We start from the raw sequence: 12,870 nt of genomic DNA, 5'->3' as shown, positions 1-12,870 counted from the left end.
GGGTTAAGGGTAGATGGGTATCTTTGCGCAGCTCTTCGGAGGAGCGAAATGGGATTCCCGCCTTCGCGGGAATGACAGGGGTAGCCGGGGATGACAGAAGTAGGCGGGAATGACGGAGTTAGGAAGGTGCTCCCCGTGGTCGGGACAGGCTAGAGCCATGCCGATGCGGCAGGAGGTCGAGTCATCGAATGCTTCTCAGGTGGTAACTACCGTCGATGACGGCATCCCCTCAACCCATCGAACAAAGTCGCCCGGAGTGGCTACCACATGGGGGTTGAAGCAGCTTTCTTTGGGTACTTTCTTTATCTGCTGATAAAGAAAGTACCTGGGCCGCCGGGACCAGCCCCGGCAAGTCCCCACGGAGTGGGAACCGCAACCAGCTCACCGGAGAGAAGCCGGAACGCAAACAGAAATGAGAGCCCCGCCTCCACGGGAATGACGGAAACTGACGCGAACCACACAGCCCATCTCAATTAGCGCCACCAAATCGACCATTACACCAAAACCCTCAACCGCCAAAGCGAGGTCACTTCCGCCGCCCGCGCGGCATGCAAGGAATCCTCCGCATCCCGCGCCTTCCCATGCCGCGGCCGGATATCCACCCTACCCGCGACCGTGAGCCCCGCCTCCGCAATCCACCCCAGCATCTCATCGCGCGTACGCAACCCAAGGTGTTCGGCGAAATCAGACAATATCAGCCACCCTTCCCCGCCCGGCGCAAGATGCGCTGCGAGCCCCGCGAGAAAACTCCGCAGCATCCGGCTGTCCTGGTCGTATACGGCCGCCTCGATGGGAGAGCTCGGGCGCGCTGGCACCCAGGGCGGATTGCAGATCACGATGTCAGCCGTCCCGTCCGGAAACATGTCGGCCTGCAGCAGCTCGACGCGGTCCTGCAGGCCGAGACGCTGCAGGTTGTCCCGGGCGCAGGCGATCGCGCGCGGGTCGAGGTCGGTGGCGACGATGCGCTGCACGCCGCGTCGCGCGAGCATCGCGGAAAGCACGCCGGTGCCGGTGCCGATGTCGAAAGCGAGACGATTTCCGGGCAGTGGGGCTTGCGCCACCAGGTCGACGTATTCGCCGCGCACCGGGGAAAACACGCCGTAGTGCGGATGGATGCGCGCGCCGAGGGCGGGGATCTCGACGCCGTTCTTGCGCCATTCGAAAGCGCCGACCAGGCTTTGCAATTCACGCAGCGACAGCACGGATGGCTCGGACGACGCGGTGACGGGTCCGTACACCTGCTCGCAGGCCTCGCGGATGTCCGGCGCGCGGCGCAGCGGCACGCGGTAATCCGCGTCCAGCGGAATGAGCAGCATGCCGAGGATGCGGGCGCGTCTGGCCTGGGCCTGGCGGTGAAGATGGAAGGCTTCCGTCATCGATGCCGGCGCTGGCGCGGGGCGGGCCTTGCGCGGCTTCTGGCCGACGCGGCGCATCAGCGCATGCAGCAGCTGGCGGGCATTCTGGAAGTCGCCGCGCCAGAGAATGGCCCTGCCCTCGCAGGCATGGCGGTATGCGGCATCGGCGCTGATGCGGTCGTCGGCAACGATCACCGAGCGTGGCGGCGGATTGCCCGCTTCCGAACGCCAGAGGGCGGCGTGGCCGCTATCGTTTTCCGTCCAGTGCAATCGCGTTGCCGGCTCCTTGGCTTGCATGATGTGATGGGGTAGTGATGAGGTCCGAGCATGATACGCGCTTTGTACACCTGGCATCGACGTCAAGAGTTTTTTACACGCCGGGACGCCGCGCCCGCCCGGCAGGGAAAGGATTCATCCGCGACGCGCCGCTTGTTGGCCGCAGGTCATCGCGCGCGTGCAGGACCGTAATAAAATGCAAAGCATGCATCATGGGATACGACGACATGAAAAATAAGACCTTTCTCGCCTTGTTCGCGCTTGCACTGCTTTCCATGTCATTGGCAGCGTGCGGCGGATCGAGCTCCGCCGCTTCCGGCAATTCCCTCTCCTCCGGCGGCGAGTCGGTCGTTCCCGGCAACAACACGGGCAATGGCGGCGACGGAACGCAGGCCGCCGGTACGGCGATTGCCTATCGCACCCTGGGTCCCGCGCCGACGAACTCGCGCATCATGGAAGAACGCCTGTCGATCGTGAAGGATGCCGATGCCTGGAACCGGCTGTGGTCGGAGCACTCACCGCAGATCGGCGGCACGCAGGCGGCCCCGGCGGTGGATTTTGCCCGCAACATGGTCGTTGCCGTCTTCCTCGGCAGCCGCAGTCCGTGCGGCACCTATGCCATCGAATCCGTGGCGCAGAACAGCGCCGCCACCCAGCTGGACATGCGCTACCGCGTCACCCCGCCGCGCGCCGATACCGCGTGCATCGCGCTGGCCTACTTCCCCGCCTTCTTCCTTGAAATCCCGCGATCCTCGCTGCCCGTGCAGGCCAGCGCGGCGACGGCGCGCGCGGACGCCGACCTGCTCGTCCGCACCGGCTGGAGTTACGGCATGTGCCTGGACCGCTGCGAGGGCGAGGCCGAGATCACGCAGGCGGACGCCCTGTTGCGCGTCGGCACCGGCAGGAGCCTGTCGGGCGGCTATCAGGGGATATCATCCGCCGTCACCGCGCAGGAATGGACGGCGCTGGCGGACGCGTTCCGGCTCCTGCCCGACCTGCAGATCGGTTGCCCGGGCTGCGCCGATGAAGGCAGGGAATGGATCGAGGTTCGGCAGAACGGCGTTTCGCGGCGCCTCGAGCTGTCTTGCGGCACCAGCCTGCCGGCAACGTCGGCCTCTGCGGCGGGCGTGGTCGCGGCGGTGCGAAGCGTTCGCGGGCGGCTCGCGGCGGCGCTGGGTCTCGGAGAGCCTTGCGCCAGCAGCCTGATCGCATTCGACCGCATCGTCTCGCCGGTGCTGGCGTCCGCGATTGGCGAGAAGCGCACCGTCGTCGTCAGGGATGCCGCTGCCTGGACTGCCTTGTGGCAGCAGCATGCGGGCAGCCAATCGAACGCTCCCGCGCCAGCCGTGGATTTCTCGCGGCGCATGGTGCTGGCGGTGTTCCTTGGCAAGGAAACCCCGATGTGCGGCGGCATGAACATCGTGAACGTCGTGGGGCGCGCCGCACCGGAACGCATCGAGGCGCAGTACCGGGTATTGGATCCGGGACCGGACGTGGTCTGCGTGGCCGCGTCGATTAACCTGGCGTCCTTCGTGTCCGTGCCGGCCTCGCCCGTGCCGGTCGAGTTCATCAAGCTTCCCTGACGCAGGCCGGTCCCAGCCCTCGAAGAACGGCTAGTGAATGGTGAACATCGCCAGCACCGCGAGGGCCATGACGCCCGTGGCCAGCCATCCGAGTATCCGCAGGCGGTGCGGGATCACGAGCCGGCCCATGATGTCGACGCGGGTTGCCATCAACATCATGATGACCATGATCGGCACCGAGATCACGCCATTTACCACCGCGCTCCAGTAGAGCGCCTTGATGGGATCGATGGACGTAAAGCCGAGCGCGACGCCCGACAAGGTAGAGATGGCGATGATGGCGTAGAAGCGCGGCGCCTTGGAGGGCTCATGCTCGAGGCTGCTCTTCCATCGGAAGGCCCCGGCCATGCCGTAGGCTGCCGAGCCCGCCAGGACGGGAATCGCCAGCATGCCGGTGCCGATGATTCCCATGCTGAACAGCGCGAAGGCGAATTCCCCGGCGACGGGCTTCAAGGCCTGGGCAGCCTGGGCCGAGGTCTGGATGTCGTGCACGCCATTCAGGTACAAGGTGACCGCCGTGGTCAGCACGATGAACATGGCGACGAGGTTGGAAAAGGCCATGCCGATGGTGGTGTCGATCTGGATCCGCGAAAAGTCGGCGCGCGCCTGCTTGGGATCATCCTTGAGGGGCACGGCATCGGGAGAGGCTCGCAGTTCCTCGACTTCCTGGGATGCCTGCCAGAAGAACAGGTAAGGACTGATGGTTGTGCCAAGCAGGGCGACGACCGTGGTCACGTAATCGGATTCCCAGGTAAACCTCGGCAGCAAGGCGCCCGACAGCAGCTGGCCCCAGGGAATGTGCACGCTGAACACCGTCGCGACATAGGCGAGCAGCGCGAGCGTCAGCCACTTCAGCACGCGCACGTATTTGTTGTAGGGAATGAAGATCTGCAAGATCACCGACAGCACGCCGAAGCCGGCGACATAAAGCCGTTCCGGGCCGCCAGCCACGAGATGAAGAGCGTCGCCCATGGCGGCCAGGTCGGCGGCAATGTTGATCGTGTTTGCAAGCAGAAGCAGGCTGACGATGCCGTACATGATCCAGGGTGGATAGAAGCGGCAAAGATTGCCTGCAAGGCCGTGTCCGGTGACGCGACCGATACGCGCGCTCACCATCTGGATTCCCACCATCATGGGAAAGGTGAACAACAAGGTCCACAGCATGCCGAAGCCGAATTGCGCCCCGGCCTGCGAATAGGTGGCGATGCCGCTCGGGTCATCGTCCGCGGCGCCGGTGATCAGTCCCGGCCCCAGCTTGCTCAGCCATTTCTGGTCTTGCGCCTCGCCGGTTGACGGTGCCGACCCCGCGCCATGATCGGGGGACGCGGCCGTGACCGGGCGGGACGGAGAGGACTCCGGCAGCAAGGCATCGGATTTTTTCATGATGCAACTTGGATGGCGGGACGTAGGCATTTGTTCCTTCGGCATCATTTACCGCAAACAAGCGGCGTGCGTGTTGCGCTTGGACGGATGCCCCATGTTTGCTCACGGCGATGATTGCAGGAACGCTTTCATGCAGGCCCTATTTTTGCATGGAATGAAAGCATGCAAAGATGGAAGGAGAATGTATGCATGCGGAAATCACCGCACATCGCGGCAGGCTGATCATGACGTTGCTGGCGGATCACTCCATCCCCGGCGAGGTCATCACTTCACAGGATGACCCGCGCTTCCCGGGCCAGGTCATCATCGATACATCGCGGCAGCTCGGCATTTCCAAGGAAGCGCTCCAGTTGCTGCGCAAGTTGAACCCGGGAAGCGAGGATGTCGGCGACCTGAACTGGTTCCTGGTCGATGACAAGCCGATGTTCTTCTGGCGCGGCGGACGCTACGCCGTGTTTTCACCCGATTACTGCAGCGTCGGCAAGGACTTCGGCGTGCGCGGCCATGTAGAAATTCCGAACCGCGTTCCTGCCGAGGCTAGGGCTCAGCTGGATGCGCTGCCACGCGTGCTCAAGCCGAAACGCGGCCTGCTGACGGGCATGCAGCTGTAATAGCGGCGGCGCGCCCTCGGCGCGGTGCGGCTTTCGCATTACAATTCCGGGACCCGCGAGGCCGGTCCCTGGTCATCGTCGGGCTTTCTTACCGAGGCCGAGATGACACCGACATGGCGCACCCTGCTGGACGACGCGCTGAACGCGCACGCGGACCTGGCCCACAGCCGCTTCGTCGCCCTGGCGACCGTTGACCGCCACCAGCGGCCGGCGAACCGCATGGTGACCTTCCGTTTCTTCATGGACGATGACCGCCTCGTCTTTACCGCCGATGCCCGCTCGGAAAAGCATGAGCAGCTCGCGCGCCAGCCCTTCGCAGAGCTGTGCTGGTACTTCCCGCTGACGCGGCAGCAGTTCCGCCTTGCCGGAACGATGCGGATCGAGCGCGGCGACGGCGGTCCCGAAGCCAGGGAAGCGTTGCGCCGAAGCTGGCGAGAACGCTCCGCCGCCTCGCGGCAGTCCTTCACCTGGCCCACGCCCGGCAGCGCCCGGGATCCGCAAGCCGCATTCGACGCGCCTGAACCCGAAGACCCGCCGTCCCACTTCATCCTGCTCATGCTCGATCCGCGCACGGTGGACATTCTGGACCTCGGACCGCAGCCTCACACCCGGCAAATTTTTCACCGGGATGGCGCGGGATGGAAAGCCACGGACGTCAATCCCTAGGTTTCGCGCACACTGGCTCCCCGAAAAGGGGCAGCCGGGTTTGAGGTGCCCCGCTTCTGAAACATTTTCTTACCCGGGCGCCTTGCGGTCAGTCAAGGGCGACCGCGCATGTGTTTCCTAAACTTGGAATAAGTCGCAGAACGATGTTCCGCATCGCAGAACATTTCTGTCTGGCGAGAAACAATTATTCCAAAGGAGACAACGTGACCTTCAAGCGCCACGACACCAAGCGTGAAAGCACGCGCACCCTGATTGCGGCCAGCATCGCCGGACTGTTCCTGGCGGCGTGCGGCGGCGGACAAGACCAGACTTCCAGCACCACCAGCACCGCCAGTACCGGAGGCATGCTGCTCGCCGACAGCACCCTCAGCCTGCTGGATCCGCTCGCGCCCACCAGCGACCTCGGCGGCGCGGACACGCCGCAGCCGGACTATTCGAGCCAGTCCCTTTATAGCGGCCCCGGGCCGCGACCGGGGCCGGACATCCTCTACGCCGCTCCGCCGCGCGCGCCGCAACTGGAAAACACCGGCGTCTGGAAGGCGCGTCCGATCCTGGTGTCCGGCGCCAGCGCCTACCGCCGCGGCGAATTCCTCTACCAGGATTTCCTGTACGACGACCGCGGCGCCAAGGCCTTGCCCGATCCGAACGACAAGCGCGTGGGACAAGAAACCTTTTCCAACAGCGCCGGCACCTACACCTATCCGACGGACCCAGCCTACGCCGGCAATGCGGCGGACATCGTCGAACTGCGCATCAAGCCAGTCTCCGGCGCCACCGCCTTCCGCGTCACGATGAACAGCCTGCTCGACGCCGAGAAGCTGGGCATCACCATCGCGCTCGGCAATTCCGCCGCGCCGCAGGCCTTTCCGTTCGGCGCCAACGTCTCCGCGCCAGCCGAATATTTCCTCACGGTGCACGGCAACCAGGCAGTTCTGACCAATGCGCAGACCGGCACGGTGGTGTCGCCGGCACCCACGGTCAACATCGACATGCAGCGCCGCCAGTTCGAAGTAATCGTGCCCGCCAACGCCTGGAACCCGGGCAAGAACGTGGTGCGTGTCGCGGCCGGCGCCGGCCTGTGGGACACAGCCAACAACCGCTACCTGCTGCCGGCGGTCACAGCATCGGCGTCGGCACCGGGCGGCTCGGGCCAGCTGACCGCCCCGCCCGCCTTCTTCAACGTCGCCTTCCGCTTCGGCGAACCGACCGGCTACTGGCGCGATACCGCCCAGGCCGACGCGCTCGCCAAGGGCGACATCAGCGGCTTTTACGCCAACGTCGATTTCGCCAAGCTCGCGGCGAACGTCAACGACGACATGCCCGGCCAGCCCCAGGGCGTGCCCGTCAGCGGACCCATCAACCGCATCTTTGCCAGCCGCGTGGAAACCCGGCAGGGCGTGGACTTCAGCGTGGGTTGCGGCAGCGCGCCGAGCTGCAAGGGCGAATACCTCGGACAGCTCCAGCCTTACACCGTCTACCTGCCTTCGAAGACGCCGCCCAAGACCGGCTATGGCTTCACGCTGCTGCTGCATTCGCTGGGCGGCAACCATAACCAGTACTTCGGCTCCAACAACCAGTCCCAGCTCGGCGAACGCGGCCAGGGACACATCGTCGCCACCGCGCTCGGACGCGGTCCCGACGGCTGGTACGTGGAGGACGCCGCAGCCGACACCTTCGAGATGTGGGCGGACATCGCGCGCAACTATCCGCTGAATGCCGACATGACCAACATCAGCGGCTACTCGATGGGCGGCCACGCCACCTTCAAGTTTTCCACGCGCTATCCCGACCTGTTCGCCAAGGCGCATGCCGTGGTCGGACCGCCGGCGCTGGGCATCTGGGTGCCGCCCACCGAACCCACCGGCGGCGACGCCACCAACACCTACAACCTCTTGCCCGGACTGCGCAACATTCCGATCATGATGTGGGTGCAGGCGGCCGACGAACTCGTGCCCTATGCCGGAACCAAGACGCAGGCGCAACGGCTGGACGACCTGAACTACCGCTACCGCTTCGATACCTTCACCACCGGTGAGCACCTGACCCTGGCGCTGCATGACAACTTCGCGGAAAGCGCCAGCTTCCTCGGCGACGCCATCGTCAACCGCAATCCGGCGCATGTCACCTATGTCGCCAATCCTGCGATGGACGTGCCGGCGCGCGGCCTTTTCGGCAACCATGCCTACTGGCTGTCGAACATCGCGGTGCGCGACCCGGCGGCGGGTCCGCGCGGCAGCATCGATGCCGTCTCCCGCGCCTTCGGCGAGGGCGATCCGGTGGCATCCGCCACGCAGGCGGGCGCCGGCGCCATCACCGGCAAGCTCGGGGTGCAGGCGTATGTCAGCCAGTTCAAGACCTGGTCGCTGCCGACGGTGGCGCTTGCCGCGGACCGGCTGGACATCGTGGCGCGCAATGTCGGGTCGGTGTCGGTGAATATGCAGCGTGCGAAGCTGACCTGCAACGCGGCGCTGGTGGTAGATACGGATGGGCCGTTGACGGTGAATCTGGAAGGGTGCAACCGGCAGGTGAAGTACTGAGGGGAGCGGGGTGGGTCTTGAAGCGGTAGCGGATCTCGCTCTGTCATCCCCGCGCAAGCGGGGATTCCATTTCGGTCGTCCGAAGAAGAACCCGACCGACTCCCTGCCCCCCTCGCAAACACCACATTCCTCGCATTAATTCTTCTGGACGCCCCCAAGTCCGCATCGCATCATCCGCCGACGCCGAAATTCATCCGCCTCACCCCGATCCCTTGCGCCGCGTAATTCATGCTACCGCCCGTTTTCTATCATCGCCCGCTCAGCGGGTCCACGTCATCTTCGCCACCATCCGGAACACCGCTCGACTTCGCGCATCGATCTCCCGCCGACAGCGCCATCGCCGCCCGTTCTTTCTACGACGAACTGAACGCACGCCTGATCGGCCTGCCGGATGCATTGGCCCACGGTGACCGCCGCCACATCTACGCCATCAAGAGCTTGTGCGAGCCGGTCGGCGCGCCGGCACGCGATGCGCTCGCCGAATACTTCCATGCCAACAGCAACCAGCTCTCGGATGCGATCCTGAACGCCGTCATCTGCAGCCGTGCCGATGCACTCAGGGCGTATGGCAGCCTGGTGAGGATGGCTGACTTGCGCGGCTTCATGTTGCCCAAGGTGCTGAACCGGTTGCTGTGCAACCAGGCGATCCATGGCCGCATCTGCGACAACAGGACCGCGCAAGCCTATCACCAGCTGTTCTTCAAGCAGCGCCCCCACCGCTTTTCCGGCGAGCGTTATGCGCCGCCGGAGTTATCGCTCAACCGGCAGATCACCATGGACAATGTGGAAATCGTCTGCCGCCACTTCGTGACCTTCCTCGTTCGCTCGATCGGGCAGGGCATGGCGCCGAAGGCCTGCTATTCGCTGATGGGCCGGTCCCAGGACATGAAAAAAGCATTCGCCGAGGTGGGCATGGAGAAGCTTGAGGAGGAGCTCGAAGACATCCTGCGCGACAGCGCCAGCCTGCAGTTTTCCTGCAAGCGCTTCGGCGGGCTGCTGCATGACCTGGCCGCCTCGGTCGGGAAGGAAGGTCCAAGCACGTTCATCCTCGCTTCCTTCGTTCACGAACCGGCGGGCCTCGAAGGCCACCTCATGGCGCTCGTCATGAGTCGCGATGCGGACATAATGAGAATCGACGTGTACGACCCGAACGTCACCGGCAACGCCATGCATCTTAAATGCCGGACCGACAAGCTGTCCCGCCTCGGCAGCTTTGAACTCGGTGACTTCATCGACCGGCAGGCGCTGCAGATTTACTGCGGCGACCATGGCGTCATGTCGATCGTGCAGGTGGACGGCGAATTCGCGCGATCGCGGGCTGCATCATATCTTGCGGGTGATTTGCCGACGCGCATCGGTGCCGTTCGCGACGCCTTGATCTTGCAGAACAACCGGCTGCTGCAGACCCTGGCCGAAGAGCCGGCGGAGCCCGAATTGCACTCGGTACTTGCCGAGCATGCGCGGTCGATTTCCAGCGGCCTGGCCATGGCGCTCATGCACGGCAACGTGGATGGAATCAGGGCATGTCACACGTGGTTGGCGCGACTTGCCCCGCTAACATCCGAGTTGAAGCAAGCCTTGCGCGATCCGCGCGACGGCGGCGATGCCACGCTCTTCCTCGCCCTGACTGAAGAAAACGCTGACGCCGTGATGGCCTATTTCGACCTGGTCAACAGGCTTGCCGATGGCGAGCCGCGCGTATTCGCCGAGATGCTAGGCAAAACGAATGACGAGGGAACCAGCCTGCCGGATTGGGCGCTGAGGGAAAACCAGCCCGAGGCGATCACGGCCTATGGCCGCGTCATCCGCCATGCCGGCATCACGGATCCTGGCCTGCTGGCGTCACTGCTTCCTGCCAGGACTCCATCGGATACGCCGTCCGCGGCGTACTCGGCATACGCAGCCTTGTACGTGTCCACCAAGGCCGGGGCATCGGATTAACTTGGCGGCAGTGATGCTATCGCCGCCTTCACTTTAAAAATGCTTGAGCCGCATTCATCACGGCCTCCGGTGAAAGGGAGGGCCGTCTCTCCTCGCCCAGCGTGTCGCCAACATAGAACTCATGATTGATTCCCGCCTTCACCCAATTCATTTTCCAGAGCACCCTGGCATGGCCTGGCGAAGTTGCGAGCGACAGGGTGCCACTGGTTCCCGGGAACAGTTCTCTCTGGAATTCTTTAATTAGGAACAATTGCGCGCCGTCCGCTTCCACGTTCCAGAGCGTCAGCAGAATCGTGCCCAGGGTCTTGTGCTCGAAAAGCAGGGTCACGCGGTGAGGCGATTCCGTGAAGACAGCCAGAGGCGCCATCGACGGAGGAATTGCCAGCAGGTCCTCAGCAAAGGCTGGAAGCGGCGTCATGGATTTGCCCTGCCTGGCATGCCTTGCGGCGGCGTCCGGAAACCTGATGTAGTCGTAGGGCGCGTTGATGAGCAGGTAACCCGCGTCCGAGCGCCGGGTGTTTTTCCAGTAAAAGCGCCGCTGTTCGTCGGTCAGATTGTCGATGACGACAATACCGGGCCGCGCTTCAGCGACGGATTCCATGACTTCACTGACGTCGGGCGCTCGGGGCGGACTCGCCCGCGCCGCCTGGATGAAGACCAAGGCCAGCATGATGAGACCAGACTTCATGGATTGAGCCAATCGTGGAACCTCCTTTGCTGCAAATTGAAATTGAATACGCGAATGCGCGAGGCTCACAAGCATCTTGCATCACGGTGCATTCTGGACACCATGCAATAGTGGCAACAAGGAGTGAAACGTGCCACGCAAAACGTTTTTCTTGGTGACGTTGATCCCCGGAGGCCGTGTTCGGTCGAGCCCGTCATGCACGCGTCAGCAAGTTTCGTTGTGGATTAATGAATGGGATTCCCGGCTGCGCGGGAATGACAGAGCCAGAAGGTAGCGAAACCCGACACGAGCAACTTCCTTCATGGACTAATACATTGACGTGGATGGAACACGCCTGGCCTTGTTCCCCACTGATGGCAATCCTCGGCAATTGACGGCCGGGCTCATTCTTTGGACCAGATAATCCGTTACGAAAGCCAGCCATGACGATTCACGCACTTTCCGTTTCCAGCCACCCTCTTGGCAGGACACCGAATGACTTGCAAGGCGACGAACTGACGCCAGAGGTCGCGGTACAACAGGGCCGGGTCGACGCACACAGGGATACGTTCCGCACCGGGCGTATCGTGGATTCCGCATGCTCCATCAAGTGGCTGGCGCCACAACCGACGAACATCGCCATCGTGCAGCAGGTGCGGGCGAAAAGGACAAGCTGGAACAGCTTGCCGGGGGAACTGCAGGAAAAGATCATTGGCAATGTGGCTGACCAGTCGATTCTCCTCCACCTCTTCGTCCCTCTTTCCCGCGTAAGCAACTCTTTCAGGAAGATGGTCGGCGCTACGATCGAAAACGCGCCGGAACGCAAGAAGAACCTTGTCGCACACCAAAGCGATTCTGTGAAGCAGTCGATCAACAAGCTGGCGAGGAGCCTGACATCGACGGAATTCCGGCCCGCGCTCCGTGCCCTTCTCGAGCGCAACAAGAACGTGGCTGTTCGCCTGGACGACTTGGGCTCCCACGACAAGCGCCGCATTTTTCTCGAGGTGATTGCAGAGGTCAACCGGTCCAGGCCCTTCGATTCGGTTCATGTCGACCTCGACGCTTCGAATCTCGGCTTCGACGACATCCTGAAAGTCGCCTCGCATCCTGCGGTGACTTCGCTTGACTTGAGCAGCAATCGAATCGACGCCGGAAAGGCGATACTGCTGGCGCAATGCCTGCGTGCGCGGGAATCCCGCCTGGAATCGCTGACACTGAACTTCAACAAGATTGGCGCAGCCGGCACGACTGCCCTGTCTAAGCTGGCGCTGGATACGCTCAGCCTGATTTACTGTGACCTCGACGATTCTGGCGCCTCGGCATTGGCGAACATGCAGGTACGTGCACTTCGTCTCGACGGCAATGACATCGGCCTGTCAGGCTTGAACGCGCTGTCCGCCAACCAGGGCATTCGGCAACTCGGCCTCGCCGGCATCGACCTGGCATCGGCGCCGGATGCCTGCACGGCCCTGTCGAAGATGCGGCTCGTCGACCTCAATCTTTGCGGAGGTCATATCGGCAATGAAGGATTGAAAAACCTGGCGCAAGGGGAACTCATCACGTCACTCAAGAAGGTCTCGCTTACCAGCAACGAGCTTGGTCCTGAATCGGTGCCGCGGCTCCGCAGATTCGTCAGGCTGGAATCGCTCCGGTTGTGCGGCAATCCGCTCGGCAATGCAGCGATTGGCTTCGTGGATATGCCGCTGGAAGAGATTGACACCTATGTATGCGGCCTCGACGACACCGTAAAGCAGGCACTAGAGGCTAGCCCATTCATCAAGCAGGTGCGGACTTGACCCGCGCCGCATTTTATCTCGCGCCTGCCCACAATAAAAAACCGGCGACACGCTA

At 63.3% G+C, this 12,870-nt stretch carries 9 protein-coding genes; 6 read left to right on the top strand and 3 right to left on the bottom strand.

What is annotated here, in order from left to right; genetic code table 11:
* Window positions 1-494: 494 nt before the first annotated feature.
* Complete coding sequence (locus tag G3574_RS18750; RefSeq protein ID WP_163966558.1) at window positions 495-1,652, bottom strand: methyltransferase; 1,158 nt, start codon at window positions 1,650-1,652, stop codon at window positions 495-497.
* 206 nt (window positions 1,653-1,858) lie between these two features.
* Between G3574_RS18750 and G3574_RS18745 the strand changes: the two genes are divergently transcribed.
* Window positions 1,859-3,214 (top strand): hypothetical protein, encoded by a 1,356-nt coding sequence (locus G3574_RS18745; protein WP_163966556.1) that lies wholly within the window; start codon window positions 1,859-1,861, stop codon window positions 3,212-3,214.
* 30 nt (window positions 3,215-3,244) lie between these two features.
* On the opposite strand, the gene G3574_RS18740 is transcribed toward G3574_RS18745, so the two are convergent.
* Window positions 3,245-4,597 carry an NRAMP family divalent metal transporter gene (locus G3574_RS18740; RefSeq protein WP_163966555.1) on the bottom strand — a complete coding sequence of 451 codons (1,353 nt, stop codon included), beginning with the start codon at window positions 4,595-4,597 and terminating at the stop codon, window positions 3,245-3,247.
* 185 nt (window positions 4,598-4,782) lie between these two features.
* Here G3574_RS18740 and G3574_RS18735 point away from each other — a divergent pair, with 185 nt between their 5' ends.
* The 4 genes from G3574_RS18735 to G3574_RS18720 all read left to right on the top strand — a co-directional run bounded on the left by G3574_RS18735 (window position 4,783) and on the right by G3574_RS18720 (window position 10,352).
* Entirely contained in the window at window positions 4,783-5,208 is a 426-nt protein-coding gene (locus G3574_RS18735) for a hypothetical protein (protein ID WP_163966553.1), read from the top strand.
* 102 nt (window positions 5,209-5,310) lie between these two features.
* Window positions 5,311-5,874, top strand: coding sequence for a pyridoxamine 5'-phosphate oxidase family protein (locus G3574_RS18730; protein ID WP_163966550.1), 564 nt, complete (start codon window positions 5,311-5,313; stop codon window positions 5,872-5,874).
* Window positions 5,875-6,077: 203 nt separating this feature from the next.
* Complete coding sequence (locus G3574_RS28835; RefSeq protein WP_163966548.1) at window positions 6,078-8,411, top strand: alpha/beta hydrolase-fold protein; 2,334 nt, start codon at window positions 6,078-6,080, stop codon at window positions 8,409-8,411.
* A 228-nt stretch (window positions 8,412-8,639) separates the two neighbouring features.
* The gene (locus tag G3574_RS18720) at window positions 8,640-10,352 is read left to right on the top strand and encodes a ShET2/EspL2 family type III secretion system effector toxin (RefSeq protein WP_163966546.1); all 1,713 of its coding nucleotides are present in this window, start codon (window positions 8,640-8,642) and stop codon (window positions 10,350-10,352) included.
* A 28-nt stretch (window positions 10,353-10,380) separates the two neighbouring features.
* On the opposite strand, the gene G3574_RS18715 is transcribed toward G3574_RS18720, so the two are convergent.
* Window positions 10,381-11,040 (bottom strand): hypothetical protein, encoded by a 660-nt coding sequence (locus G3574_RS18715; RefSeq protein WP_163966543.1) that lies wholly within the window; start codon window positions 11,038-11,040, stop codon window positions 10,381-10,383.
* Between the two features lie 422 nt (window positions 11,041-11,462).
* Between G3574_RS18715 and G3574_RS18710 the strand changes: the two genes are divergently transcribed.
* Window positions 11,463-12,815 (top strand): leucine-rich repeat domain-containing protein, encoded by a 1,353-nt coding sequence (locus tag G3574_RS18710; RefSeq protein WP_163966540.1) that lies wholly within the window; start codon window positions 11,463-11,465, stop codon window positions 12,813-12,815.
* The last annotated feature ends 55 nt before the right edge of the window (window positions 12,816-12,870 follow it).

Source organism: Noviherbaspirillum galbum (assembly GCF_010974945.1).
In the GTDB taxonomy this organism is placed as follows: Bacteria; Pseudomonadota; Gammaproteobacteria; order Burkholderiales; family Burkholderiaceae_D; genus Noviherbaspirillum; species Noviherbaspirillum galbum.
Note: the sequence above shows the minus strand (reverse complement) of the source record. Positions and strands in the feature narration are given on the sequence as shown.